21 protein-coding genes and 2 pseudogenes are annotated in these 26,663 nt (G+C 48.7%); 3 read left to right on the top strand and 20 right to left on the bottom strand.

Annotated elements, in window-relative coordinates:
- Positions 1-534 precede the first annotated feature (534 nt).
- The 10 genes from ACXN9U_RS05430 to ACXN9U_RS05385 all read right to left on the bottom strand — a co-directional run bounded on the left by ACXN9U_RS05430 (position 535) and on the right by ACXN9U_RS05385 (position 10,666).
- Positions 535-1,320 (bottom strand): 3-hydroxybutyrate dehydrogenase, encoded by a 786-nt coding sequence (locus tag ACXN9U_RS05430; RefSeq protein WP_489202275.1) that lies wholly within the window; start codon positions 1,318-1,320, stop codon positions 535-537.
- A gap of 12 nt (positions 1,321-1,332) precedes the next feature.
- A complete protein-coding gene (locus ACXN9U_RS05425) occupies positions 1,333-1,989 on the bottom strand; it encodes a 3-oxoacid CoA-transferase subunit B (RefSeq protein WP_060962662.1) in 657 nt (218 codons plus the stop codon).
- Positions 1,990-2,006: 17 nt separating this feature from the next.
- Complete coding sequence (locus tag ACXN9U_RS05420) at positions 2,007-2,708, bottom strand: CoA transferase subunit A (protein ID WP_060962661.1); 702 nt, start codon at positions 2,706-2,708, stop codon at positions 2,007-2,009.
- A 24-nt stretch (positions 2,709-2,732) separates the two neighbouring features.
- Entirely contained in the window at positions 2,733-4,178 is a 1,446-nt protein-coding gene (locus ACXN9U_RS05415; protein WP_489202274.1) for a GntP family permease, read from the bottom strand.
- A 312-nt stretch (positions 4,179-4,490) separates the two neighbouring features.
- Positions 4,491-5,687 carry a cytochrome P450 gene (locus ACXN9U_RS05410; protein ID WP_489202273.1) on the bottom strand — a complete coding sequence of 399 codons (1,197 nt, stop codon included), beginning with the start codon at positions 5,685-5,687 and terminating at the stop codon, positions 4,491-4,493.
- 1 nt (position 5,688) lies between these two features.
- Positions 5,689-6,708, bottom strand: coding sequence for a biotin synthase BioB (gene bioB, locus ACXN9U_RS05405; RefSeq protein WP_489202272.1), 1,020 nt, complete (start codon positions 6,706-6,708; stop codon positions 5,689-5,691).
- Positions 6,709-6,710: 2 nt separating this feature from the next.
- Complete coding sequence (gene bioD / locus ACXN9U_RS05400) at positions 6,711-7,412, bottom strand: dethiobiotin synthase (RefSeq protein WP_489202271.1); 702 nt, start codon at positions 7,410-7,412, stop codon at positions 6,711-6,713.
- Positions 7,409-8,563 carry an 8-amino-7-oxononanoate synthase gene (gene bioF / locus ACXN9U_RS05395; protein ID WP_489202270.1) on the bottom strand — a complete coding sequence of 385 codons (1,155 nt, stop codon included), beginning with the start codon at positions 8,561-8,563 and terminating at the stop codon, positions 7,409-7,411. Before bioF ends, bioD begins: the two co-directional genes overlap by 4 nt.
- Entirely contained in the window at positions 8,553-9,899 is a 1,347-nt protein-coding gene (bioA, locus tag ACXN9U_RS05390) for an adenosylmethionine--8-amino-7-oxononanoate transaminase (RefSeq protein ID WP_366970847.1), read from the bottom strand. The genes bioF and bioA overlap by 11 nt, the downstream gene beginning before the upstream one ends.
- Complete coding sequence (locus ACXN9U_RS05385) at positions 9,896-10,666, bottom strand: 6-carboxyhexanoate--CoA ligase (RefSeq protein ID WP_489202269.1); 771 nt, start codon at positions 10,664-10,666, stop codon at positions 9,896-9,898. Before ACXN9U_RS05385 ends, bioA begins: the two co-directional genes overlap by 4 nt.
- 203 nt (positions 10,667-10,869) lie before the next feature.
- On the opposite strand from ACXN9U_RS05385, the pseudogene ACXN9U_RS05380 reads away from it, so the two are divergent.
- The 3 genes and pseudogenes from ACXN9U_RS05380 to uptA all read left to right on the top strand — a co-directional run bounded on the left by ACXN9U_RS05380 (position 10,870) and on the right by uptA (position 12,884).
- Positions 10,870-11,319, top strand: a pseudogene (locus ACXN9U_RS05380) (GtrA family protein).
- 6 nt (positions 11,320-11,325) lie between these two features.
- A complete protein-coding gene (gene galU, locus ACXN9U_RS05375; protein ID WP_060962652.1) occupies positions 11,326-12,219 on the top strand; it encodes a UTP--glucose-1-phosphate uridylyltransferase GalU in 894 nt (297 codons plus the stop codon).
- A gap of 74 nt (positions 12,220-12,293) precedes the next feature.
- A complete protein-coding gene (gene uptA / locus ACXN9U_RS05370) occupies positions 12,294-12,884 on the top strand; it encodes an undecaprenyl phosphate transporter UptA (protein WP_489202267.1) in 591 nt (196 codons plus the stop codon).
- Positions 12,885-12,939: 55 nt separating this feature from the next.
- On the opposite strand, the gene ACXN9U_RS05365 is transcribed toward uptA, so the two are convergent.
- From ACXN9U_RS05365 to ACXN9U_RS05320, 10 genes and pseudogenes are all read right to left on the bottom strand, one after another.
- Positions 12,940-14,469, bottom strand: a complete 1,530-nt coding sequence (locus ACXN9U_RS05365; RefSeq protein WP_438422082.1) for an acyl-CoA carboxylase subunit beta — start codon at positions 14,467-14,469, stop codon at positions 12,940-12,942.
- A 17-nt stretch (positions 14,470-14,486) separates the two neighbouring features.
- Complete coding sequence (locus ACXN9U_RS05360; RefSeq protein WP_489202266.1) at positions 14,487-15,266, bottom strand: enoyl-CoA hydratase; 780 nt, start codon at positions 15,264-15,266, stop codon at positions 14,487-14,489.
- Positions 15,267-15,281: 15 nt separating this feature from the next.
- The gene (locus tag ACXN9U_RS05355; protein ID WP_489202265.1) at positions 15,282-16,181 is read right to left on the bottom strand and encodes a hydroxymethylglutaryl-CoA lyase; all 900 of its coding nucleotides are present in this window, start codon (positions 16,179-16,181) and stop codon (positions 15,282-15,284) included.
- A 15-nt stretch (positions 16,182-16,196) separates the two neighbouring features.
- A complete protein-coding gene (locus ACXN9U_RS05350) occupies positions 16,197-16,409 on the bottom strand; it encodes an acetyl-CoA carboxylase biotin carboxyl carrier protein subunit (RefSeq protein ID WP_489202264.1) in 213 nt (70 codons plus the stop codon).
- Complete coding sequence (locus ACXN9U_RS05345) at positions 16,406-17,755, bottom strand: acetyl-CoA carboxylase biotin carboxylase subunit (protein ID WP_489202263.1); 1,350 nt, start codon at positions 17,753-17,755, stop codon at positions 16,406-16,408. The genes ACXN9U_RS05350 and ACXN9U_RS05345 overlap by 4 nt, the downstream gene beginning before the upstream one ends.
- 21 nt (positions 17,756-17,776) lie before the next feature.
- Positions 17,777-19,429: pseudogene (locus ACXN9U_RS05340) on the bottom strand (AMP-binding protein); the annotation flags it as partial.
- Positions 19,430-19,461: 32 nt separating this feature from the next.
- Positions 19,462-20,604, bottom strand: coding sequence for an acyl-CoA dehydrogenase family protein (locus ACXN9U_RS05335; RefSeq protein WP_489202262.1), 1,143 nt, complete (start codon positions 20,602-20,604; stop codon positions 19,462-19,464).
- A gap of 140 nt (positions 20,605-20,744) precedes the next feature.
- Complete coding sequence (locus ACXN9U_RS05330) at positions 20,745-22,283, bottom strand: glycoside hydrolase family 10-like protein (RefSeq protein WP_489202261.1); 1,539 nt, start codon at positions 22,281-22,283, stop codon at positions 20,745-20,747.
- 117 nt (positions 22,284-22,400) lie between these two features.
- Positions 22,401-22,781 carry a DUF1360 domain-containing protein gene (locus tag ACXN9U_RS05325; RefSeq protein WP_045927036.1) on the bottom strand — a complete coding sequence of 127 codons (381 nt, stop codon included), beginning with the start codon at positions 22,779-22,781 and terminating at the stop codon, positions 22,401-22,403.
- 72 nt (positions 22,782-22,853) lie between these two features.
- Positions 22,854-26,657: a non-ribosomal peptide synthetase gene (locus ACXN9U_RS05320; RefSeq protein ID WP_489202260.1), complete on the bottom strand. Its 3,804-nt coding sequence runs from the start codon at positions 26,655-26,657 to the stop codon at positions 22,854-22,856.
- Between the last annotated feature and the right edge of the window lie 6 nt (positions 26,658-26,663).

The raw sequence follows: 26,663 nt of genomic DNA, 5'->3' as shown, positions 1-26,663 counted from the left end.
TTATAACAAAGGTGTATAGAATACTTTCGGAGGAGTTATTGTTCGATTTCACAAACGAACTGGTTATAATTGTTCATAAAATATAAGATGGAGCTGACACTGAAAAATCAGTCTTAAAGAGAGGTGATGAGAGCCGGTCCAGAAGCCTGTTGCCGGCTCTTCTTCACTTAAGGTGCGCCCAAGATGTTTCATATTTTTTGGGTATATCGGCATAATTGTGTCAGAAATTACATCTTTTCTGTTTATTGTAAAAGTTCATTTGTATATCTGTGAAGGATTGTAAACTGGTTGTGCAGGAATGGAATTGGAAGAGGAAAATCTGCATGTGAAATGCGGCGCAACACATACGGATGATCCTGCTCCGATACCGATTGATGCATTCTCAATCGATTGAATTACGGCTGTTTTTTTGTTTACATTGTTTTGTAAGACCTTCCGTCAGCATTCACCATCTTGCTTATCAAGAACCCCAATCTTATTTGGACAGAAAAAAACAGCCGCTTTAGACCGGCTGTTTTTTCATGGGTATCAGAACTATTGAGCGGTATACCCGCCGTCCATGACGACGGCCTGACCGGTGACGCCTTTTGCTTTGTCGCTGGCCAAAAATACGGCGTAATTCGCAATTTCCTTCACTGACAGCAGACGTTTTTGGGGAACGAGCGGGAAGATGACGTCCTCCAGCACCCTTTCGTACGGTACATTCCTTGTTGCGGAAATATCCTTTAACTGATTGCGGACAAGCTGAGTGTCCACATATCCTGGGCAAAGCGCATTGACGGTAATGCCGTCAGCCGCGCCTTCAAGTGCGCCGACTTTCGTTAAGCCGATGACGCCATGCTTGGCGCTGTTATATGCCGCTTTTCCGTAAAAGCCGATCAGTCCGTTGACAGACGCCATATTGATGATCCGTCCGAACTGCTGTTTTTTCATGACGGGGAATGCATGTTTCATGGTGAGAAACGGTCCAGTCAGCATGACACGGATGAGCCTTTCAAACTGTTCTGCGGGAAATTCCTCGATGGGCGCGATATGCTGAATGCCCGCGTTATTTACGAGAATATCGAGCCGGCCGAATTCTGTCAGAGCTGTTTGAATCATATCGGCCGTTTGTTTTTCATCTGTTACATCACACGTGATGCTGATGGCATGGGCGCCTTCTCCGCTGAGTTTTGCAGCAGCTTCTTTTCCCGCCTGTTCATTAACATCCGCTATGAGAACGGAGGCTCCTTCACGGGTGAATTCTTGAGCGATTTCAAATCCGATTCCTCTGGCTGCCCCTGTCACTACAGCTGTTTTGTGTTTCTGCATTGAATGCATGATGATACCTCCTTATTTCCGCCGGGACGTTAATGCTTCACTGACAGTGAACCGGCCTTCGGTTTTCTCGATGACTTCCTCTAATGCCGCGCCTTCCTGCAATTCGGTCAGCGTCATACGGCCTTGGCGGAAATCGAATACCGCCAAATCTGTGATCAGCCGATCGACGACCTGCCTGCCGGTTAAAGGCAGCGTACATTCCGATTTCACTTTGGACTCTCCATATTTATTCACATGCTCCATGATGACAACGATCCGTTTTGCTCCGTGAACCAAGTCCATGGCGCCGCCCATTCCTTTAATCATTTTTCCGGGGATCATCCAGTTCGCCAAATCTCCCCGTTCGGACACTTCCATGCCGCCGAGGATGGCGACATCAATGTGACCCCCGCGAATCATAGCAAACGATTCGGCACTGTCAAAATACGAGGCTCCTTTGACTTCGGTAATGGTTTCTTTCCCGGCGTTAATAAGATCTGGGTCCTCCGTTCCGGCAAAGGGATAAGGGCCGATTCCCAGCAAGCCGTTTTCCGACTGAAGCATCACATTGTAATGATCCGGGATTTCATTGGCGACAAGCGTCGGCATGCCTATCCCCAAATTCACATTCATTCCGTCCTTAATTTCCTTTACTGCCCGTGCGATCATTCGTTTTCTGCCATCTTTCATGAGATCAGCTCCCTTCTTCATGCTTCCCGGACGGTGCGGCGTTCGATCCGTTTTTCATGTGTGGTGCTTTTGAGCACATGCTGGACAAAGATACCCGGTGTATGAATGTGATCCGGATCAAGCTCTCCGATATCGACGATTTCTTCAGCCTCTGCAATTGTCACTTTGCCTGCCATGGCAGCGAGCGGATTGAAGTTTCTCGCCGTCTTTCTGAACACCAGGTTGCCCAGAGGATCAGCTTTCCAGGCCTTTACGATGGCGGCGTTCCCTGTAATCCCTTTCTCCAGAAGATAGGTGCGTCCTTCAAATATCTTCTGTTCTTTTCCTTCGGCTACTGATGTCCCGACGCCCGCAGATGTATAAAAACCCGGGATGCCCGCCCCTCCCGCGCGAATTCGTTCTGCGAGCGTTCCTTGGGGAACCAATTCGACTTCCAGCTCCCCGCTTAAAAACTGCCGTTCAAATGTTTTGTTTTCTCCCACATAGGATGCGACCATTTTTTTGATCTGCCGATTTGCAAGCAAGAGGCCCAGTCCCCAGTCATCAACACCGCAGTTATTACTGACAACGGTGAGGTTTTTCACGCCGCTGTCCCTGATCGCGAGAATTAATTGTTCCGGAATGCCGCACAGGCCGAATCCTCCAGCGATGAGGGTGTCTCCGTCTTTGATCAGTTCAGCAGCTTCTTTAAACGAATCCATGATTTTCCCTTTTCCCATATTCGCTTCCCCTTTCTGTTTTGGCTACACAAGGCCCGTCAGACTGTAAATACCGATGATGACAAACACAGCGGATGTTTTAATGACGGTAATGGCAAAGATATCTCTGTAGGATTGGCGGTGAGTCAACCCTGTGACCGCGAGCAGCGTAATGACGGCGCCATTATGCGGAAGAGTGTCCATCCCGCCGGAGGCCATCGAGATCACCCGGTGCATGACTTCCGGCGGGATGTGAAATGTATGGATTGCTTCTGTATACGCTGCGGACATCGTACTTAAAGCGATGCCCATTCCTCCTGAGGCCGACCCTGTAATCCCGGCAAGCGCAGTGGTCGTCACCGCTCCATTGACAAGCGGATCAGTAAACGTCTGCGATATGCCGCTGCTGACTGCTTTGAAGCCGGGAAGCGCTGCAATGATGCCGCCAAATCCGTATTCGGCTCCTGTATTCATTGACGCCAGCAAGGCGCCCCCGATGCCCTCATTCAGTCCTTCCTTCAAATTGAAGAGCACTTTTTTCCAATCGAACAAAATCGTTGTCATGATACCGATGAACAGTGCGAGCTCTACTGACCAGATCGCAGTGACGGAGGAAAGATCAATCTTTCCGAACGCTTCTAAGCCGAGCGGCGCAAAATCAAATCCGTCGGGATACCAATCCGGGAGCCACATCGTGAAGCATTTGTTCAATACCCCGACAAGGATAAGCGGAATAAAGGCGAGTACTTGCCGCGCGGTACGGGGTTCTGCCTCCTGCGGTAAATCAGGCGTGTTTTTTTCATAAGCCAGACCTGAGGATTCCTTTGCAGCGGAAACTTCAGACGGAAACCCAGCATAGCCTTCTCCTGCATCGGCCGCTTTCTTGCGCCGGAATTCTAAATAAAGCATCCCGGCCGTAAGCACAAACGCTGCACCAATCATTCCGAGCCAGGGAGCGGCATAAATGTTTGTTTTAAAAAATGCCGCCGGAATGACATTTTGAATTTGCGGTGTGCCGGGAAGCGCATCCATTGTAAATGTAAAAGCGCCCAATGCAATCGTTCCGGGTATCAGACGTTTGGGAATATCAGCTTTCATAAATAGGTTTTTAGCAAACGGATAGACGGCAAACACCGCTACGAAGAGACTGACGCCGCTGTATGTTAAAATCGCACCCATTAAGACGATGGCGAGAATGGCTCTTTTTGCTCCCACAAGCCTGACGATTGTTTTTGCGATCGACTCGGCGAGCCCGGATATTTCAACAACCTTGCCAAAAACAGCCCCCAAAAGAAATACGGGAAAATACAGCTTAATAAAGCCAGCCATCTTCTCCATAAATATATTCGAGAAGAAAGGAAGTACGAAGCTCGGATCTGTCAGAAGCACAGCAAACAGCGCGCAAATCGGGGCAAATAAAATGACTGAAAAGCCTCGATAAGCCGCAAACATCAGCAAGCATAATGCCAATAAAATAATGATAATGTCCACAAATCCCCCTCTTTTCTGCTTCATGATAGCAAACGCTTACAAATTGATTCGAAGGAAGAAAATGCAACAACCATGCCAAGCTTACATCATGCTTCGTTTTTTCGAAAAAAGACGAATGAATTCTGGACAATCGGAAGTTTCCGTTTTGGCGGAAAGAAAAGGAAGCCCTTGTTACGTTATATTGAATGGCTGAGCGGTGAGTTTTTTTGGATATGAGAGAGAGGATTTTTGCTTTATAAATATGTATTCTTTTTTCTTTCATTTATTTCCTGCAAGAGGAACCGGAAAAATCCGGCCCTCCTGCATGGTCATTCAGCCGACGACAACCGGAAGCTCTGTGAGCGATCTAAAACCAATGAGCTTGCGGTATTCAAGCTTAGGTGCGGCCAGCCGAAGCTTAGGCAACCGCTCTAACAGCGCGAGAATGGCTATTTGTGCTTCAATGCGCGCTAATCGTGAACCCACGCAAAAATGGGCATTCTTTCCGAATGCAAGATGCGGATTCGGTTTTCTTTCAATGTCCATTTTGTGAGGCTGATCGAATATGCTTGGATCACGATTGGCTGCACCTAAAAGGATATATACCTGCTCTCCTTTTTTTATGATCTTTCCATTTATTTCGCAGTCTTCTGAAGCGGTGCGGGCCGTCAGCTGTGTAGGGCTGTCGTAACGCAAACATTCCTCGACTGCAGTTTCAATAAGCGAGGGGTTTTCTCTCAGTGCGCTAAGCTGTTCAGGGTGTTTCAATAAAGTATACACACCGTTGCTTATGAGGTTTACCGTCGTCTCGTGTCCGGCTATGATAAGTAATACACATGTCGCGAGTACTTCGTCTTTTGAAAGCTGTTCTTCCACAATAAACCTGCTGATCAAGTCTTCCTGAGGCTGGATTTCCCGCTTGTGAATCAAATCTCTGAAATATGACGTCATCCTGCCTTGGGTGTCGCTTGCTCTGACTAACGTTTTTCTTGACCGGGTAAAATCAATGGCCTGAATGACGTCTGCTGTCCATTGTCTGAATTGATATCTCTCCTCTTTCGGCACTCCGAGTATCTTCGCAATGATGAGGCTTGCCAATGGAAAGGCAAACTCTGAAACAAGGTCTGCGGTTTTTTTGTTCTGGACTTGATCCAATAAGTCATGCACCGTTTCTTTTATACAGGGGCGGAGTGATTCCGCAGTCTTTGCGGTGAATTCTTTCCCTATAACCATCCGCATCCGCTTATGGTCTGATTGATTTTTAAATAACAGCATATCGTGCTGGATATGCGATAGATTTTGATATTTCGTTGATGTTTCCGGAAGAGGAACTCGGTTTTTAAACCGGGTGTCTTTCAGAATCGCTGCCGCCTCTTTATACCCGGTGACATACCAGCCCGGATATTTTAATACGGTTCCTTTATAAACAGGATCAATGGCCCGCAGGTTGTCATAAAACGGGTAAGGGTCATTCCAAAAATCCGAATCCGCCTGGAGGGACGGATGTGAAATTGATACGCCCGCCGTCATCTTATACCTCCGTTTTGCAGGCGGATTGTAAGCCGGCTTTCATTTCTTCGACGGATTCAACTTCAAAACCTAGATCATGGAGCATTTGATGATCCTCTGTTTCATGCTGTCCTGAGGTTGTTAAGTAATCGCCGACGAATATAGAGTTTGCCGCGTACAGGCCGAGCGGCTGCAGCGAACGCAGGTTGACTTCCCGGCCTCCTGAGATACGGATTTCTTTTGCCGGATTGATAAAACGGAACAAGGCGAGCACTTTCAGGCAGTACACCGGACTTAATTCGCTTACTCCTTCTAACGGAGTTCCGTCAATCGCATGCAGAAAATTAACCGGGATGCTGTCGGCATCAAGCGCTTTCAAGCTGTTCGCCATATCAATGACGTCCTGTTTCGTCTCTTTCATGCCGACGATGACACCCGAACAAGGTGACATCCCCGATTGTTTCGCCGTTTCCACTGTATTGACCCTGTCGTCATACGTGTGTGAGGTCGTAATGTTTGCGTGATTCCTTTGTGATGTATTGATGTTATGATTGTATCGGTCGACTCCTGCCTGTTTCAGCCGCTCCGCCTGTTCCGGCTTCAACAGACCGAGGCATGCGCAGATTTTTAAACCGTACGTTTCTTTTATTTCTTTGACAGCATCAACCACTTGGTCTACTTCTCTGTTTGACGGTCCCCGGCCGCTGGCGACGATACAGTATGTCCCTATATTCAGGTCATGGGCGCGTTTTGCCCCTTTAAGCAATATATGCTTATCCACCATCCGATAAGACTCGATCGGCGCTTTTGATATTGAAGATTGTGAACAGTACCCGCAATTTTCGGGACACAGGCCTGACTTTGCATTCATAATCATATTCAGCTTTACCTTTTTTCCGTAAAATCGTTTTCTGATATGAAAAGCGGCATGCATCAGCAATAAAAGATCCTCATCAGGGCAATTTAAAATGGCAAGCGCTTCCTGGTTCGTTACTTCCGCCCCGTCCAGCACTCTTTCTGCAAGATTCATCCATTGATTCATGTTTATCTCCCCATTTGTGTCAGATTCATGAAAGAGGAAACGTCTACATGTTTCTCAATCATGTGTTGAATGTTTTCTGCTGAAACGTAATCCAGCTTCGGTGTCATTCCCAAAATCGGAACTTTGCATAATCTTTCAATCATGCTCGGGTTTGTCTTTTCATCCAGACCCGGCCGGCTCTTTACGCCGTTGATAATGATGCCGAGAACCTCTATCCCCATGTTTTTCGCATATTCAACGGTTAAATATGTGTGGTTGATGGTTCCGAGATCAGGCCTGGCCACAATCACTGCCGGCAATTCCAAGGCCTTTATCAGATCACTGACTAAATAATTTTCACCAAGCGGGACGGAAATGCCGCCTGCCCCTTCGACGATGAAACACTCATGACGATTTTTGATCTTTCTCCAGCGGGCCGTGACCTCCTCCATGCTCACGGATTTTCCTTCAAGCATGGCGGCCGTGTACGGTGCAAGCGGCTCTTTCCATTCAAATGGCGTAATCTCTTCATGAGACAGTGCGGTTTGTGACATGTTTTTCAACAGCGAGGTGTCACTGTCCGGATGAGTCCGCGGCACCCCGCTTAAAAACGGCTTAAACACTCCGACATCCGCACGTTTCTGCCTGAATGCCGCGGCTAGTCCGCAAGAGACGATGGTTTTTCCGACGCCCGTATCTGTTCCTGTGACAAAAAAACTTCTCATTTGTTTATATTCAGCTCTTTTCTAATGGAATCAAATGCTTCTGTCAGCTCGTCTATGTCCTGTAAGCTGCGATCCGCCGTGACGGTCAGCCTGATTCTGCTTTCACCGTCAGGAACGGATGGCGGGCGGATGGCCGGGGCGCAGATTCCCTTTTTCTCCAGCAGTGCAGCAACTGAAACCGCTGTTTTTGCATCACCGATGATGACGGCAATGATTGGTGTATCTCCGCCTCTTACGGTAAAACCCATATCGGCCAGACGGGTTTTGATCGTTTTGACAGACGACAGCAGCTCACGGCGCGTCTCATACATATCTGATATGATGTCAAATGCCTTATGGGAAGCCGCACAAATTGACGGCGGAAGGGCCGTCTGAAAAATAAACGTCCGCGCATGATTCAGCAAAAAATCAATGAAAATGTTTGACCCCGCGGCAAAACCTCCTTCCGTTCCGACCGCTTTACTTAACGTGCCGATGACAACATCAGGACAAACACCAAAATAGTCACTGGTTCCCCCGCCGTTTTCCCCGAGCACACCGGTTGCATGCGCGTCATCTGCTATCACAAATGCCTGATACTGCTTTGCAAGCGCCATTATGCGGTCAAGAGGCGCAATGGTGCCGTCCATGCTGAAGACACCGTCCGTGACGATAAAGCGGCGGTTCCTGGACTGAACGGAGGCAAGTTTTTCCTCAAGATCAGCCATATCAATATGGCGGTACACGATGGTTTCCGCTTTCGATAAACGGCAGCCGTCAACAATGCTCGCATGGTTCAATTGATCGCTTAAAATGACATCGCCTTTTTGCGGCAGTGAAGCAAGCACGCCCATATTTGCCAAGTAACCGCTGGAAAACAATAAAGCAGCTTCCGTCTGTTTAAAATCCGCGATTGTTTGTTCAAGTGTTTCATGCCAAAAAGTATTTCCTGTCGTTAACCGGGAACCGCTGCTTCCCGCTCCGAAGCAGCTTAGCGCCGTTTGCGCAGCTGTGATCAGCCGTTCATCTTTTGACAGGCCTAAATAGTCATTGGATGCCCAGATCTTTCCCCTCTCGTTTTTGAGAGCGGTTTCCTGTTTCCGCAGCGTCCGATACAGCCCGTCTCTTTTCACCGCATCGAGCCTTTCGAAGAGCCATCCGTCAAAATCCACGGCCGGTTACCTCGGCTATCGCTTCTTTCATAATGGAGATCATGGCTTTTAACTGATCAGTCGTGCTGGCGAGCGGCGGAAGAAAGGCGATGACGTCTCCGAGCGGCCTCGTCAGCATACCGAGCTCTCTCATTTTCAAAGACACCTTATATCCAACACGCTTTTCAGGCGGATAAGGCTGTTTTGTCCCCTTATCCTGTACGAGCTCTATGCCGCACATGAAACCGAGCTGGCGGACATCGCCGACATGAGGAAGCTGCTTCAGATCATGAAGAAGCATCGCTGCCGTTTTTGATTTTTCGGCAACTTGTTCAACGATGCGCTCTGATTCAAATAAACGAAGATTTTCAATTGCCGCGGCACAGCCCAGCTGATTTCCTGTATAGGAGTGGCCGTGGAAAAATGTTTTCATATTTTCATAGTCGTCATAAAAAGCTTCATAAATCGCTTCTGCGGCAAACGTCACGGCGATCGGCAAATAGCCTCCCGTAATTCCTTTCCCTGCGGCCATCAAGTCCGGCTGGACATTTTCATGCTCACAGGCAAACATTTTTCCGGTGCGGCCGAACCCCGTCGCCACTTCGTCAACGATCATTAACACATCATATGCCGTACACAGCTTTCGTACGCCTGCCAGAAAGCCTTCAGGCATGACGATCATGCCGGATGCGCCTTGCACCATCGATTCAATCGTAAGTGCGGCAATCTCTTCGTGATGCTTTGCAAGCAGCTGTTCGAGCGCATTCAGACATTCATCCCGGCACTGTACGGGGTCGCCGCTTTCAGATCTGTATACATAAGGAATAGGCGCTTTGTAGCTTTCAAACATCAGCGGGCCGTATACATGGTGAAAGAGTTCAATAGAACCGACGCTGACGGCTCCGATCGTATCGCCGTGATAGCCGTTCTGCATCGAAATGAATGTCTGCTTTTTGGGTCTCCCTATGTTTTTCCAGTATTGAAAGGCCATTTTCAGAGCGATTTCCATTGCTTCGGCTCCGCTGTCAGAGTAAAAAACACGTGTCAGATTTTCAGGTGCAATGCCCGTCAGCATCTCGGCAAGTTCTGTTGCGGGAACATTTGTCATGCCCAGCAAGGTCGAATGAGCGATTTTTTTAAGCTGTTTTTGAATCGCCTCATCCATTTCTTTTTTGCGGTGGCCGTGTACATTGAGCCATACTGAGGAAAAGCCGTCATAGTATTCTTTGCCGCTTGTGTCTTTCAGCATGATTCCGTTTCCGCTTTCAATGATTAACGGATCTTCATCGTAATCTTTCATTTGTGTGAAAGGCAGCCAAAGATGCTTTTTGCTTTTTTCAATCATGGATTGTTTCATATGTTCCCCTCCCGCTGAATGAACACAGGCTGTTTCTCTAAAAAATGGATACAGCTCTCTGTATCTGTGATTCCATCTGAAAAGAAAATCCGGCAGCCGCTCTCATCGCCGTCATTCTTCATCTTGGTAATCCGCTGATAGCCCAGCTTTTTTGCGGCAACGTAGCCCGTTATGTAATCAGGGTCATCTGACCAGCACACTTCAGCTATGATTCCCGGATGCGCGCAAACCTTTGCCGCGATGGCATGTGCTTCTTTGATTCGTGAATTTTCCGGCATGTTGTGCTCAAAAGCCCATTTTTGAAAATCGTGTGCCGGCCAATCCACTCGGGATACCCGCACACCTCTTTCCCTTCTGCCATCAATACGTTTTCCTGTCCGGATGTCAAACAGGACCGCTCCTCTTGCTTCTGCATATTCCGCGATGCTTTGATAGGCTTTCTCTATCATGCGCGGAGGAATTCCTGCTTTTTGCAAAAGCGTCCGGGCGATTGCTTGTCCTTTCTCTGCCGTATCTGTTTGATGTACAGTAATCGGCAAAGGGCGGATCGTTTTGATCGGTTCATTGACGCTTTCAAGCTGGATCTGCATGAAATCAGGTGTCCCTCTTGAATGCGAGAAGCCTTTATGTAATAAGCCATTCACCGCTTCCTGTATTCCGCTGTAAGTGATAAGCCGTTCTCCGCCGGAAATGTGTTTCCCGCCCTGTTCATGAGGGGCGTTTCGGGAAGCTCTCATTCTGACGCTGTAATAGGTTTCTTCCTCCAATCTTTTTCCCTCCTTTCTCTTACCTCGAAAGATAATGTTAACCAAAATAATTAAAGGTTAACACTTATACAGAATATTAGTGTCCCTCTCGAAATATGTCAACCTAAACTATCAATATGTTAACTTAACGTTTTCATGTTTTGTTCATATTTTAGTCATTGTTTTTTCAACGCTGTCCGCTAAAGTAATCGATATCAACAAATATGACAGCCATCCGCATCTTATTATGAGGGGAGGTCACCGTTATGCTGAAAGGAAAAATAAAGACGTTAGGCCGTTTCTGCACGGTCGGGGCCGGAAATACGCTGATCGATTTTGGTGTTTTCTTTCTGCTTACCGCCTGCCATGTCCTTTATCTGCCGGCACAGATCTGCTCCTATTCGGCTGGAATCATCAACAGCTATGTGTGGAACCGGAATTGGACGTTTCGTGTAAAGCGCAAGGCTGACGGGAAAGAGATCGTGCGCTTTCTCATCATTAATCTTGCTGCGTCGGGGATCACCTTTTTGCTGCTGTACGCGTTTCAAAAAAGCGGCTGTTCGCTTTTGGTGAGTAAGCTCGCCGCCACTATCGGCGGAATGATGATGAATTTTATCGGAAACCGACTCTGGGTATTCGGAGACACGCTGAAAAACATACAGGATCAGGAGTGAAGATGAATGAGAAAAAAAGTGAGAAAAGCGGTCATTCCCGCAGCGGGTTTAGGAACGAGATTTCTGCCGGCGACAAAGGCGCAGCCGAAAGAAATGCTGCCGATCGTGGACAAACCGGCAATCCAATATATCGTAGAAGAGGCCGCCGAGTCAGGGATTGAAGATATTCTGATTATTACAGGAAGAAACAAGCGCTCGATTGAAGATCATTTTGACCGGTCGGCGGAATTGGAATTCAATCTGCGGGAAAAAGGCAAGACGGAGATGCTGAAGGAAATGCAGCAGATTGCCGAATTGGCCAATATTCATTACATCCGACAAAAAGAGCCGCTCGGCTTAGGCCATGCGGTGCTGTGTGCGGAGCATTTTATCGGAGAAGAGCCTTTTGCCGTTCTCCTAGGTGATGATATTATGGTATCTGACACTCCCGCGCTCTCGCAGCTCATAGACGTCTATAACCAACACGGCACAGAAACGATCGGCGTACAGCCCGTCGATCCCGCCGATGTCAGCAAATATGGTATTATACAGACAGGGCGGCACAACGGTCATGTGTACCAAGTTGAGGATCTGATTGAAAAGCCGGCTGTTGAAAAGGCGCCCTCTCACATCGCCGTGATGGGCCGTTACATATTAACCCCTGCCATTTTTAAAGCGCTGAAGACGATCGAAAGAGGCGCAGGCAACGAAATCCAATTGACAGACGCGCTGCGCGAAGCGTGCCGCACCCAAAGTATCTACGCGCGGGAGCTTGAAGGAAGACGGTTTGATATAGGCGACAAGCTCGGCTGTTTTAAGGCCGGCACGGAGATCGGGCTGCTGCGGAAGGAAATGAGACCGAAACTCTTAGCTTATTTAGAAGAGGTATTAAAAAGAGAATCTGAAGAAAACGTGCGTTAAAAAATAATTTGTAACCATTTTGCTTGTCAATCAGTCATATAATTGGGTAAAAAGATAAAGAGGTTGTGAACAGTGTGGGCAATTTTATTAGTGAAATATTATCCTGGCTGACAAGTATGGGCTATTTAGGGATTGCGCTCGGATTAATGATCGAAATCATTCCGAGTGAAATCGTTTTGGCCTATGGAGGCTATATGGTGTCAGAAGGCACGATCGGTTTTATCGGCGCCGTTATCGCCGGCGTGATCGGGGGAACGATCGCGCAGTGCTTTATTTACTGGATCGCCCGTTATGGGGGGCGGCCGTTTTTGGACAAGTACGGCAAGTACTTACTGCTGAAAAAGCATCATATTGATGTTGCCGAAAACTGGTTTCGCCGTTACGGCGCGGGTGTAGTATTCTCAGCCCGGTTTATCCCGGTCGTCAGACACGCGATTTCCATCCCGGCCGGCCTCGCGAAAATGCCGCTTTCCAAGTTTCTCACCCTGACGACGCTTGCGATTATTCCGTGGTCTGTCATTTTCGTTTATCTCGGGTATCAGCTCGGCGGACAGTGGAAAGATGTAGACAGCTATGCCGGAATGTATACGACTCCGATCATTATATTGGCTCTTGTATTTATTGTTGTTTATTTTGTCGTGAAAAAGATGAGATCAAGACTATGAAAAAAAGACTGCATAGAAGAACGGCCGCGGGCCGGATCTATGCGGTCTTTTTTATTTATACCGGGTATACGGGATGTTTCCGGTGTGTGAAAGTCAGTTGTTTAGACATGTAAGCAGTGAGGCGTTTATTGAGTTCGTCCCGCAAGGAATCAGCGGGAACGATGCCGTCAATCACCATTTCAGAGGCAAGACGGTAAAGGTTAATGTCTTCCTTGTATTCATCTCGCTTTTCCTGAATAAAAGCCGGCCTTTCTTCTGGAGCGAGTTCGCTGATTTTGTTTGCGTAGACCGCATTTACCGCTGCTTCTGGCCCCATTACGGCAATTTGCGCAGTCGGAAGCGCTAAGCAGCAGTCCGGTTCAAAAGCCGGGCCCGCCATCGCATATAATCCCGCACCGTAGGCTTTTCTGACAATAACGGAAAGCTTCGGAACAGTCGCTTCCGCCATTGCGGAGATCATTTTTGCGCCATGCCTGATGATGCCCGCCTGCTCAACCTTCGTTCCGATCATAAATCCGGGGATGTCTGCCAAAAACAGAAGCGGAATATGAAATGCATCGCACAAAGCGATGAATTTTGCGGCTTTATCCGCCGAATCGAGAAATAAAACCCCGCCTTTGACACGCGGCTGGTTGGCGATAATGCCGACCGGCTGTCCGTGAATCCGCGCAAGTCCCGTTATTAATTCCTGCGCAAATAACGGTTTAATCTCAAAAAAAGAGTCTTCATCGATGACACGTTCAATTAAATCCAGCATGTCAAACGGTGCGTTTTGATGTGCCGGAATGACATCTGAGAGCGGTTTTTCAAATTCTTTCGGGTTCTTGGATTCGCTGACAGGCGCTTTTTCCGTATAATTTGCCGGAAAGTAGCTGAGATATGTCCGCGCCATCGTGATTGCTTCTTGTTCCGTCCGGGCGAGGAGATCACCGCAGCCTGATACGGAACAATGCATACGGGCGCCGCCCATTTCTTCAAGCGAAACTTTCTCACCGATTACCATTTCCGCCATGCGCGGTGAGCCTAAGTACATGGATGCATTGCCTTCAACCATAATGACAATGTCGCAAAAGGCCGGAATGTAAGCGCCTCCCGCAGCGGAAGGGCCGAACAATAAACAGATTTGCGGTATGCGTCCCGACAGCTTTACTTGATTATAAAAAATGCGGCCGGCTCCCCTTCTGCCCGGGAACATGTCGACCTGATCGGTAATTCTTGCACCTGCTGAATCGACTAAGTACAGAAGCGGACACTGCAGCTTTTCAGCCGTTTCCTGAATGCGGATGATTTTTTCCACCGTTTTCGCGCCCCATGAGCCCGCCTTTACGGTTGAGTCGTTTGCCATCACACAAACGGTTCTGCCGCTGATGGTTCCGATCCCGGTGACAACCCCGTCAGCCGGCAGTCCGTCTGACATGCATTCGGCGAAAAAAGCGTCTTCAACGGATATGCCGTCATCGAATAGAAGCTTCAGCCTGTCTCTTACAAAAAGTTTTCCCTTTTTTTCGTTGCTTGCGTGATATTTAGCCGCTCCTCCCTTTTCAATCGTTTTACTGCGTGTCTGCCGTTCTTTTTCGTAATCCATCCGAGTCCCTCCAAGTTTTATTTTCCTTTGTATTCAGGGGGTCTTTTTTCTTTAAAGGCGCGCAGCCCCTCTTCTCTGTCAAGTGTCGGGATGACTTGTTCATATGCTTTTCGTTCGATTTCGAGCCCTGTATTGAGGTCTGTCTCCAGCCCCTTGTTTATCGCGAATTTTGCTTGTCTGACGGCGATCGGTCCGTTGGCGGCGATGCGGCCGGCCAGTGCTTTTGCTTTTTCCATAAGTTCTTCGGTTTCACATACATGCTCGACCAGCTTTATGTCTTTTCCCTCTTGGGCCGTGAGCCTCCGGCCGGTGTAGATCAACTCTTTTGCCGCACCGGGTCCGATAAGCCTAGGCAGTCTCTGTGTTCCGCCCGCCCCGGGTATAATCGCAAGGCCTGTTTCAGGGAGGCCGAGGCCCGCCCGGCTGGCGGCGATTCTGATATCGCAAGCGAGGGCGAGTTCAAGTCCGCCGCCGACTGCCGTTCCATTCAGCGCTGCAATGACCGGCTGCGGGAGTGCTTCAATTGAGGCGGCGGTTTCACCGATACGCCTGACGCTTTGTTTGACTTGTTCATGATTCATCCCCGCTCTTTCTTTTAAATCAGCACCGGCGCAGAATGTGTTTCCGAAGCCGGTGAGAATGACACAGCGAATGGATGGCGAATTTTTGATGTCTGTAATCACACGCTGTAAATCATCAATCATTTCTGATGACAGTGAGTTGGCCGCATGCGGGCGGTTCAGCGTGATCAGGCCGATTGTTTCTTGACAGACGGAAAACAATACGCAATCTCCCATGGCTTCTCCTCTCTCTCATTTCGTTCTGAAGACCTGCAGGTTTCTGCTTGGCAGGTCTTTGCCGATTTTATCCCCGATCCATCCGGCGGCTTCAAGTAGTTTATTCATGTCCGTCCCGGTATCAATCCCCATTTGTTCAAGCATATAAATGACGTCTTCTGTGGCGGCGTTTCCTGCTGATCCCGGGGCATACGGACAGCCGCCAAGCCCGCCTGAGGAGGTATCAAAGGATGTAATCCCCATATCAAGGGCGGGAATGATATTTGCAAGAGCCATGCCTCTTGTATCATGGAAATGGAGTGCTATTTTTGAGGCGGGAATTCTCGGCAAAAGAGCTTCAAGCACGGCTATGACCTGCAAGGGGTTCGCCGCGCCGATTGTGTCGCCGAGCGATAATTCATCAACACCTATTTCAAAAAGCGTGTCTGTGAGCCGGATGACTTGTTCGATCGGTACGTTTTGTTCGTAAGGGCATCCGAATACAGTGGAAAGATAAGCTCTCGTTGCCATGTTTTCAGCTTTTGCTTCAGAAATGACCTGCCTGAGCTCTTGAACGGTCCGGTCAATCGGTTTGTTGACGTTTTTTTGGTTATGGGTTTCGCTCGCTGATAAAAACACACAGGCTTGATCAATTCTGCCTTCTGCCGCATGCTCCAGCCCGATGAGGTTTGGAACGAGAGCTGCGTATACTGTATGTTCTGTTCTGGTAATTCCCTTTGCAACGTCCAGACTGTCACGCAGCGCCGGAATCCACCTCGGATTCACGAATGAAGTCACTTCGATATAGGAAAGTCCTGTTTTTGACAGCATATTGATCCACTCAATCTTATCTTCTGTATCCACCCATGCGGACTCATTCTGCAGGCCGTCACGAGGCCCTACTTCGTTGATGCGGACATGCTTCGGACAGTTCATGCTGCACCTCCCGTTTTATTGGAGCTCAATCAGGACCTCTCCTTCATCGGTGAAATCGCCTTCTGCTTTTTTCACTTCTTTCACCGTTCCGGATACTCCAGCAATAATCGGAATTTCCATTTTCATTGATTCCAAGACAGCTACTTCCTGTCCTTCTTCGATGACATCGCCCGGTTTCACATGAATTTTCCACAGATTTCCCGCCATCTGAATTTTTATCTCGCTCATTTGGACGCCTCCCCGTTCATGGTTTGTAAAAATCCGGTTGTCGCTTCACCCTTTTCAAACGCTTCTGAATGGGCAATCTTTGACAGCAGCGGAATATTGGTTTTAATCCCTTCTACATGGTATTCGCGAAGAGCGGTTTTCAGTTGTTCAATGGCTTGTTTTCTCGTATTCGCCGTGACGATCATTTTGGCAATCATCGGATCGTAAAACGGAGAAATGGTGCTTCCCTTTTCAACGGCGCATTCGTGTCTCACTGACGGATGCCGTAATACGGAGAAAGACGAGATGGTGCCGGGTGACGGATAAAAGGTGACCGGATCTTCCGCATAAATCCGCACTTCGATCGCATGCCCGTGATGTGTGATGTCTTTCTGTGAGAAAGTCAGCGGCTGCCCCGCGGCAATTTTCAGCTGCTCTTCCACAAGATCCAGTCCTGTAATTTCTTCTGTCACCGGATGCTCTACCTGCAGTCTTGTATTCATTTCTAAGAAATAGATTTGTTTCTTTTGGTCGACGAGAAACTCTATGGTGCCCGCATTTTGGTAGCCGATTGATTTAGCGGCTTTAACGGCGGTTTCGCCGAGTCTTTGTCTTAATTCATCATCAACAAACGGGGACGGCGCTTCTTCTATCACTTTTTGATGGCGCCTTTGCACTGAACAGTCACGTTCAAGCAGATGAACGGTATTGCCGAAAGAATCTGCGAGAATCTGAATTTCAATATGACGGGCGTTTTCAATGACTTTTTCCATATACATCGCGCCGTCTCCGAAAAAGGATGCGGCCCGCTTTTGATTGCCTTCAAACGCTTTGGCCAGCTCTTCTTCTGAATGTACGATCTGCATGCCGATTCCGCCGCCTCCAGCGGACGCTTTCAGCATGACCGGAAAGCCGATGGCGCGCGCCTCGGCTAAGGCCGAGTGTACATCGGGCAACGGTTCTGAAACACCGGGAACGATCGGGACCATTGCTTTTTGCATCGTTTTTCGGGCTTCTATCTTGCTGCCCATCTTGGCGATGATGTCAGCGGGCGGGCCGATAAATGTGATTTGTTCCTTCCGGCAGCGTTCGGCGAACGAACTGTTTTCCGACAGCAGTCCGTAGCCGGGGTGAATGGCGTCCGCTCCGGCGGCTTTAGCGGCTTCTATAATTCTGTCGATATGTAAATAGCTTTCATTTACTCTCGATTTTCCGATCGGATAAGCCTCATCTGCCGCTTTTACATGGAGCGCATTCTGATCGGCTTCTGAATAGACAGCTGCCGAGGGGATGCCGAGACGTTTGCAGGTGCGGATAATTCGTAAGGCGATTTCTCCTCTATTGGCAATCAGGATTTTTGTAAACAAATGTGAAGCACTCCTTTTTCATTAAGTTAACTTGAGCTCTTCAATCGTTTTTTCCCGCAGCTTGAATTTCTGAATTTTTCCTGAGGCTGTCATTGGATATTTATCTGTGAATAACACATACCGGGGGACCTTGTAGCGGGCGATATGTTCTTTGCAAAAGGCTCTGATGTCTTCTGCGGAAGCGGTTTGTCCGTCTTTGAGCCTGATCCACGCCGCGGCTTCTTCTCCGTATTTCGGATCAGGCACGCCGACAACTTGAACGTCTGCTACTGCGGGATGCCGATATAACATTTCTTCAATCTCCCGGGGATAGATATTTTCGCCGCCTCTTATCAGCATGTCTTTCAGACGGCCCGTGATTTTGCAGTACCCGTCTTCATCCATGACCGCCAAATCACCCGTATGCAGCCAGCCGTCTTTGTCTATCGCTTCTTCGGTCGCTTCTTGATTTTTATAATAGCCTTTCATGACATGATATCCGCGGGTGCAGAGCTCTCCCTGTTCGCCCCGGGCGGCCTCTTCGGATGTTCCGGGCCGAACGATTTTGATTTCGATATGAGGAAGCGCCCGCCCGGCTGTTTCCACTCTTCTTTCAAACGGATCATCCGTTCTTGTCTGCGTAATAACAGGTGATGCTTCGGTCTGTCCGTAGGCAATGGTAATGCCGGTCATCCCCATTTTGCCGATCACTTCTTTCATGACTTCCGCCGGACATGGCGAGCCGGCCATAATTCCGGTTCGGATGTGAGAAAGATCATATTCAGAAAAACGGCTGTCATTTAGGAGGGCGATAAACATCGTCGGCACACCGTGCAGAGCCGTGCAGGCTTCTTGCTCCACCGTTTTCAGAACGGCTGGCGGAGAAAACTGTTCAATCGGGATCATCGCTGCACCCGCGGAAACACATGCCAGCACGCCGAGCACACACCCGAAACAGTGGAAAAACGGCACGGGAATGCATAAACGGTCCCTTGGGGTAAGCTTCATGCACTCTGCGATATTGGCCGCGTTATTGACGATATTAAAATGTGAGAGCATGACGCCTTTCGGAAATCCGGTCGTACCCGATGTATATTGCATATGAATGCAATCATCCTTATCCAGGCTGTCCATCCTTCCGTCAAGCGCTGCATCCGTTACAGACTCGGCATCCTTCAGCAAAGAATCCCAACGGTGCATTCCGGGCGGTCTTTGATCCCCGATATATAACACCGTCCGTAAAAAGGGATACCGTTTCGAACGCAGCCTGCCGCGCTCACAAGTTTTCAGCTCCGGAATCAGCTTATTCACCATTTCAACATAAGATGTCTGCCTGTAGGAATCCATGATAATCAGGGACGTGACGTCTGAATGTGCCAGCAGGTAATCGAGCTCTGCGATTTGAAAATTCGTATTGATGGTGACCAGGACGGCGCCGATTTTCGCCGTTGCAAATTGCGCCGCGAGCCATTCCGGTATGTTGGATGCCCATATGGCCACATGATCTCCTTTTTCAACTCCCAGCTTCATCAGCCCTTTTGCGGTTTGCCGGCATAACCGGTCAAACTCCGCATACGTATAACGAAGGCCGCGCTCAGGGTAAACAACCGCTTCATGATCCGGAAAAAGCTCCGCGGTCCGCTCAAGCAGCTTCCCCGCTGTTAAATGGATAAGTTCAGCCATATGACCTGCTTCCTTCCATTCTTGTTTTGGTAAACGTTTTCATTTCACTTCAAGAGCTGTCTTGCAATGACCATTCTTTGAATTTCTGACGTTCCTTCGCCAATCTCCATCAGCTTTGCGTCACGAAGCATGCGTTCTACACCGCACTCCTTCATATAGCCGGAACCGCCGTGAATTTGGATGGCCTGAAGGCATGTTCTGACAGCCATTTCTGAAGCATAGAGCTTGGCGAATGCCGCTTCTTTCGTAAATGGCAGGTTTTGATCCTTCAGCCAGGCCGCTTTAAGCACCATTTGTCTGGCAAGGTCAATTTCCATCGCCATGTCAGCGAGCTTAAATTGGATGGCTTGAAATGACGATATCGGGCTGCCGAACTGCTTGCGTTCCTTCGCATATGAGAGCGACGCCTCCAACGCTCCTTGAGCGATACCGACAGCCAGCGCCGCAATCGAGATCCGTCCGCCGTCTAATGTATATAAAAATTGCTTGAAACCTTTTTCAGGATCACCGAGCAGGTTGTCGGCAGGCACCTTGACATCCTCCAGCACAAGCTCGGCCGTATCAGATCCTCTCACACCCATCTTGTCGTACGGACTTGTGATCGTAAATCCCGGTGTGTCTGTCGGGACGATGAGAGCTGAAATGATCGGTTTTCCGGCGGAGTTCTTTCCCGTAACGGCGGTGACAATGACCGTGCGCGCGTAATTGGCGTTAGTGATCCAGCATTTCTCTCCGTTTATCACATAGTCAGCACCCATTTTCTCGGCTTTTGTCTGTGTTCCGCCGGCATCTGAACCGGCATTCGGCTCCGTCAATCCGAATGATCCGAGCGCTTTTCCGGAAGCTAGCGGAGTAAGATGTTCTTGTTTTTGCTGTTCCGTACCGAAATAGTACAATGGGCTTGCACCGAGTGACACGGCTGCCGCGTAGCTCAGCCCCGTGCTTCCGCAGGCTTTTCCGATTTCTTCAACTGCCGCTGCATAGGAAATGGTGTCACCGCCCGCTCCTCCGTATTCTTCCGGAAACGGAATTCCGAGAAGGCCGAGTTCGCCCATTTTCTTAAATGTGTCTATCGGAAAGACGGCTGATTGATCAACCTCATGGGCTTTCGGGGCAATTTCATTTTTGGCGAAATCTCTGACCATTTCGCGCACCATCTGCTGTTCTTTTGTCAGTTGAAAATTCATTAACCTTCCTCCTTCTGCTGCTTTCTACATTTTATTAATGGGGGTCTTTATTCATTCCATCCAAATAAAGTCTGAACATTCGGACTCATCTGCCGCAAAAAAACTGACAGCGCGGCAACTGTCAGTTTTTTTTAGAAATGCTATTTAACCGTCCGTTTTGCGGAAGGACGGCTTTCATGGTGAAGCCTGTCAACGGAAGTAACGATATAGGTGCAGGCGCCTTTCGCCTGGATATCAGTATCTGAAAATGTCTGCGTCCGTGATGCTGTCTTTCTGACTGTATCCACTAAATAAGGCTGCTTTCCCTTTTCTGCGCGGTAAATGGCGTAATAAGCCGTTTTTTTACCGTTGGATTTCGCATCTTCGATATAGAGTGTATTGCCTGAAGCGTTCTTCTCCGCCCGTTTGACAGCCGGTTTTTTTAAAGCGGAATGTCCGAGCCAAGGCATCTCGGGTATTAATGCGGGACGGCTGTACATGTCATTGATCAAGCGGTTTTTCACATCGAGCGGGTTACGGTTCAGATCCTTTAAACTGAAATGCATGCTGCCTTTAATCCAAGCTGATTCCCTGTTAAGAGCAATCTGTCTTCCGTATTCCTCCGGATCGGCCCAAGGCGGATCAGCGTTGTTGTTGATTTTATAGGCTGCCTGCCCGATATATAAATGCACGGGACGATTTTTCACTTCATTGCCCCACCAATCCGCTAAGACGTCATATGCCGCCGCTTTAAAGCCGATACTCCAGTAAATCTGCGGTGCGATGTAATCAATATATCCTTTTCTGATCCATTCACGCGTATCAGCGTATAAGTCATCGTAGTTCCGCACCCCGGCGGCCGTTTTGGAGCCTGTCGGGTCATCTGCGGCATTTCTCCATACGCCGAATGGGCTGATTCCGAATTTGACATAAGATTTTTCTCGTTTAATGGCCTGATTGATCTCTTTTACAAGCTGGTTGACGTTATCCCTGCGCCAGTCATCAACTGATGCAAAGTGAGCTTTTCCGTACCGTTCGTATGCCGCCTGATCGGGAAATTCCTTTCCGGCGATTTTATAAGGGTAAAAATAGTCATCCATATGAACCGCATCAATGTCATATCGGCTGACCACCTCTTTGATCCCATCCGTTATAAATTGCCGTACTTCGGGAATGCCCGGATTATAATACAGCTGATTTCCGTATGCGGCGACCCAGTCCGGATGAGAACGGGCGGGATGATCATCTGAAAGCGCATTCAAATTTGTGTGATTCATCGTGATCCGGTAAGGGTTGAACCAAGCGTGGAATTCAAGATTCCGTTTATGTGTCTCTTCAACTAAAAAAGCAAGCGGATCGTACCCCGGATTTTTGCCTTGAGTTCCTGTCAAATACTCTGACCAAGGACCGTAATCTGATGGATAAAAAGCATCAGCCGTCGGTTTAATTTGAACGACCACGGCGTTCATCCCCATTGCCTGAACGTCATCCAGCAGCTTGCTGTATTCTTTTTTTTGCTCATCGGGTGACAGCCCTTTTTTAGAGGGCCAGTCGATATTGGTGACAGACGCGATCCATACGGCTCTCATTTCTCTCTCCGCCTGAGTGCCGCCAGCTTTTGCTGGTGCTGAGACTGTAAAGATGCCGGCTGTCAGTAAAACGGCCAAAAACCATATGATGCTGAAACGGCAGCCTTTCATGTTTTTCCCCCTCTCAGCTTTACGGTATTCCGAAGCATTCCGGGCGGTGAATCAAAAAGCCTGCTTTATTCCTCTCAGCCTAAAAAAAGAAAAAAGTCCTAAAGCGGATGAAACGCTTCAGGACTTTTTATGTTTCATGGCGGCGAGCACGTCAATGACCTTCGTTCCGACGCCGACACAGGTTTCAAGAATGGCCTGCGCTCCGGCAATGGACAAAATGAAAATAACCGGATGTGCATAGCGGGGCCAGACCAAGTAGCAGATGCCGATCAATATGGCGCACCAGACACCCGCACACCAATAACATTGCAGCATATAACCGAATGCGGAGGATGGGACTTTTTTTTGGACGGCGCGCCCGTTTTGATCAATGGTTTTTTCTTGTTTTAAAAAGGGTTTTCTTATGAATTCGGTAATCTTATCAAATACAATTAAATGGGTCAGCCGATAGCTGGCAAGGATGATCATTACATATGTAAGCCAAGATAGGTTCGTCATGACAAAGCCTCCAAAAACCTGGTTTGATTCCCCTATCTTGCCCTCTGTCATCCTGAACCATTCTGCCGGATGCTACAGATTCCGTTCCAAGCGTCTGCCGCTGTTTGCAACGATGTCCAGTATGACCTCGGCATTTTTGTGTGCAAACTCGGGTTCAAACATATCTTTATGGGCTCCCTCGCCCTGATATTCCTGATAGAGTCCCGTTGTGGCGCCTTCCCATTTCTTCGGCTCAGGCTCAGCATTGTGCTCTTCCTTTATGCCGGCCTCAATAAAATGGAGGTTTGCCGCAATTTGGCCGTCATTTATCAGTTCCGCCCAGTACGTTTGATAGCGCTCTGTTTTTCTGATGACCGCTTCCCTGACGGCTTCCGGGACATTTTCGGCTGTTGCGTTTGTTGGCTGCGGCGGCAGTGTGTCAAGCTTTCTGTACGCGTCTGCGATAATGATGTCGCTGATTTCTAAGCCGCGCTTTTCCATTGCTTTTGCAGCCTCGAATGCCGTATTGCCCCCTGCTGAATATCCGAAGAGGATATAAGGGCCTTCCGGCTGGATTTCCAGCATTTTATCAATGTATTGTTCCATTCTGCTGTCTTCTTCAATAAAGTTAAAGCCGTACACAGCAGCCCGTTCGTTTAATGCCGCCGCCAGATCTTTGAAGAAAATGCCGAAACCTGAAATTGGCGGAAAACAGAAAAGGTTGCGGCCTTTCGGCTGATTCAGTCTGCTGATATGCTGTTCGGCGGCTTCTGACAGTTTGCTGGAATACAGATTTTCAGCCAATTGTTCAATTGTCGGATATTCAAATATCATTTCAATCGGGACATCCATCTGCTGTCTGGTCTTCAGCTGGTGAATGACTTGCAATGCTTTCAAAGAGTGCCCGCCAAGCTCAAAAAAGTCATCCTGTATGCCCAGCTCCCCGCAGCCGAGTATCGGCGACCAAATGTCGATCAGCTCACGCTCTACCCAGTTTCGCGGGGGAACGGCTTTTGATGACGTCTTTTTCCGTTCTGGCGCAGGGAGTCTGCGGCGGTCCACTTTGCCGTTTGCGGTAAGCGGCATACGGTCAAGCTTTACCATATACTGCGGAATCATATAGTCGGGAAGCAGCCTTGCCAATAGGGAGCGAATGGTTCTTTCTTCAACATGCGCGCCCGTATAATACGCACAAAGGATTGCTTCTTGTCCTTCGTCTGACACGATGACTGCCGCTTCCCTGATTCCATCAATTTCAATCAGCCTCGCTTCAATTTCGGCCGGCTCGATACGCTTTCCGCGAATCTTGAATTGACGGTCGATACGGCTGATGTATCCGATGCTTCCATCCGGCAGCCAATAAGCCAAGTCGCCTGTTTTGTAAATCTTTTCTTCAGGATGAATCGGGTGGCTGACAAATGCTTCACTTGTTAAGTCAGGCCTGTTTAAGTAGCCTTTGGCAACCCCGTCACCGCCGACACACAGCTCACCGGGCACGCCGATCGGCGCAAGTCTGCCATTTTTCTCAATGATATACGCGGTTGAATTAGTGATCGGTTTTCCGATTGGGATCGGCTGAGAAAAATCATGCCTGATTTCATAAAAGGTGGAAAATGTCGTATTTTCCGTCGGTCCGTATATGTTATAAAGACTGAGATTCGGACAGCGGTGTCTGACCTTATTGATGAGCGCCGGGGACAAAGCTTCTCCGCCGACATATAAGGTGTGCAATCCGGAAAACATCTCCGGATCAGCCTGGGCAAACTGGTTAAAGAGCGCCGTCGTCAAAAACAGAATCGTAATACGATTGGAACAAAGATAATGGCCGAACCTCTCAGGCGCAAGCATTGTCGTGCGGTCAACTACATGAAGGCACGCTCCGTTCAAAAGCGCTCCGAAGATTTCAAACGTCACTGCGTCAAAACCGATGGACCCTGTCAAAATGAGACGGTCCGTCGTGCCGGCCGACGTGTAATTGCTGTTTGACACGAGCGATACGACGTTGCGGTTGGAAATCATCACGCCCTTCGGTTTTCCTGTTGAACCGGATGTATACATAATATAGGCAAGATCATCAGGCGATGTAACTGTATTCAGTTTTCCCGCGTCAGCGGTTTGTTTCTCAGCGGCTGCCGGGATAGAGATGATGTGAGAAAAGTCAATATGAGTCTCAATCCCGTTTTGTACCGTTAACAGCTGTGCTCCGCTCTCAGTGAGCATATCGGCGATCCTGTCGGAAGGCAGATCTGCATCGAGCGGAAGGTACGTCCCTCCCGCTTTCAAAACAGCGAGAACTGCGATGATAAATTCAGGTGAGCGTTCGGCTAAAATCCCGGCAATTCCCTTTTGCGCCAAACCGTTTTCCAGCAGGGTGCTGGCGAATGCAGTTGACCGTTCATCAAGCTCCCGGTACGTCAACGTCAGTCCGCCGGCGTGAAGCGCCTGATGATCCGGGGTTTTCTCCGCCTGACGGCTGAACAGGCTGATGATGCTTTCGTCTCTTTCATAAGTTGTTTTCGTGTTATTAAATTCGCTGATTATTCTTGATTTTTCCTTTTGTCCGAGCATCGGAAGCCGGTCAGCAGGAACATCGGGATGAAAAGCGGCGCAGCGCAGCGCTTCTTCCAAGTGTCCTTTTACGCTCTCTATCCATACTTCGTCATACACGTTCGCATTGTAGCTGAATTTGATGAGCAGCTCATCGCCGGGCGCTATGATGAGGTTAAAGTCGTAGCCCGATTGTTCCGACACGTTGACATTCCCGATTCTAAACGGTGCATCCGATTCCTTTTCCGCGTCTTTCATCTGCTGCTGAATCGGATAATTTTCAAACACGATAATATGGTCGATTAAATCCTGTTTCAGCTCAGTCTGAGATTGGATGTCGGCAAGCGGATGATAGCTGAACGCCTCTGAATCAAGCATTTCCTTCTGACAGCGGCCCAGCAGTTCTCTAAAGCTTTCATCACCCGTTTTAATGCGTACTGGGACAGTATTGATAAACAGTCCGATCATGCTTTCCACGCCGTCAATGACAGAAGGCCGCCCTGATACGACGGCTCCGAACACAGCATCGTCCATCCGGTTGTAGCGCTGCAGCATCAGGCCCCATACGGTCTGCATAAGAACTGCAAGCGTTGCGCCCTCTTCTTTGGCGATCGTTTTCAGCTTGTCCGTCAGGTTTTGATCTAAAGAAAACAGCAGCTCTTTCTTGCGGTAGCCTTTTTCCTGGGGCCGGACCGATATTTTCGGCAGTCCTGATGGGGTCTCAAAGCCCGCTAAATATCCTTTCCAATACTCAGAAGCTGCGTCGTTGTCCTGATCGGTCAGCCATGTAATATAAGTGCTGTACGGCTTAGCGGGCTCCAAGGTGACGGGTGAGCCTGATTCAATCGCCCGGTACATATGCATAAATTCCTGAAGGACGATGCCGAGGCACCAGCCGTCCATGAGGATGTGATGATGGCTCCAGACGCATACATATTCCTCGTCAGCCGTTTTAAACAAAGAAACACGCATCAGCATATCCTTTTGCAAGTCAAAGCCCTTTAAGCGGTCACGTTCCTTAAATCGCTGTATATAGCTGTTTTGTCCCGCTTCATCCAAATGTGTAAGATCTTCGCGGTGCAGCCGGAATTCCCGCTCACGCAGCACAACTTGGCGGGGGCCGTTCAGCTGAGCGACATGAGGTAAAAAAACCGTTCTGAAAATATCGTGGCGGCTGATGACAGACTGTACGCTTTGCTCAAACAATTCCGGACGAAGCCGGCCTTTTATGGTGAAGACGGATTGTTCGATATATGCAGCCCCCTCCTTTTGCAGAAAGGAATGAAAAAGCATTCCTTCCTGCATTCGGCTGAGGGGATAAATATTTTGGATATTTTTCGTTTTGTCCATGTGTTC

The organism is Bacillus sp. BACIII (assembly GCF_057836745.1).
The sequence above is the reverse complement of the archived record's forward strand: the minus strand, read 5'-3'. Positions and strand labels throughout refer to the sequence as shown.

What these genes read in the sequence shown, in the direction of transcription:
- ACXN9U_RS05320 (WP_489202260.1), bottom strand. Translation starts at nt 26,657, where the DNA reads ATGGACAAAACGAAAAATATCCAAAATATTTATCCCCTCAGCCGAATG.
- bioD (WP_489202271.1), bottom strand. Translation starts at nt 7,412, where the DNA reads ATGAGAAGTTTTTTTGTCACAGGAACAGATACGGGCGTCGGAAAAACC.
- bioB (WP_489202272.1), bottom strand. Translation starts at nt 6,708, where the DNA reads ATGAATCAATGGATGAATCTTGCAGAAAGAGTGCTGGACGGGGCGGAA.
- ACXN9U_RS05420 (WP_060962661.1), bottom strand. Translation starts at nt 2,708, where the DNA reads ATGGGAAAAGGGAAAATCATGGATTCGTTTAAAGAAGCTGCTGAACTG.
- ACXN9U_RS05355 (WP_489202265.1), bottom strand. Translation starts at nt 16,181, where the DNA reads ATGAACTGTCCGAAGCATGTCCGCATCAACGAAGTAGGGCCTCGTGAC.
- ACXN9U_RS05335 (WP_489202262.1), bottom strand. Translation starts at nt 20,604, where the DNA reads ATGAATTTTCAACTGACAAAAGAACAGCAGATGGTGCGCGAAATGGTC.
- ACXN9U_RS05410 (WP_489202273.1), bottom strand. Translation starts at nt 5,687, where the DNA reads ATGACGGCGGGCGTATCAATTTCACATCCGTCCCTCCAGGCGGATTCG.
- ACXN9U_RS05425 (WP_060962662.1), bottom strand. Translation starts at nt 1,989, where the DNA reads ATGAAAGATGGCAGAAAACGAATGATCGCACGGGCAGTAAAGGAAATT.
- ACXN9U_RS05430 (WP_489202275.1), bottom strand. Translation starts at nt 1,320, where the DNA reads ATGCATTCAATGCAGAAACACAAAACAGCTGTAGTGACAGGGGCAGCC.
- ACXN9U_RS05325 (WP_045927036.1), bottom strand. Translation starts at nt 22,781, where the DNA reads ATGACGAACCTATCTTGGCTTACATATGTAATGATCATCCTTGCCAGC.
- ACXN9U_RS05360 (WP_489202266.1), bottom strand. Translation starts at nt 15,266, where the DNA reads ATGGGAGATTGCGTATTGTTTTCCGTCTGTCAAGAAACAATCGGCCTG.
- bioA (WP_366970847.1), bottom strand. Translation starts at nt 9,899, where the DNA reads ATGAAACAATCCATGATTGAAAAAAGCAAAAAGCATCTTTGGCTGCCT.
- galU (WP_060962652.1), top strand. Translation starts at nt 11,326, where the DNA reads ATGAGAAAAAAAGTGAGAAAAGCGGTCATTCCCGCAGCGGGTTTAGGA.
- ACXN9U_RS05350 (WP_489202264.1), bottom strand. Translation starts at nt 16,409, where the DNA reads ATGAGCGAGATAAAAATTCAGATGGCGGGAAATCTGTGGAAAATTCAT.
- ACXN9U_RS05365 (WP_438422082.1), bottom strand. Translation starts at nt 14,469, where the DNA reads ATGGATTACGAAAAAGAACGGCAGACACGCAGTAAAACGATTGAAAAG.
- ACXN9U_RS05330 (WP_489202261.1), bottom strand. Translation starts at nt 22,283, where the DNA reads ATGAAAGGCTGCCGTTTCAGCATCATATGGTTTTTGGCCGTTTTACTG.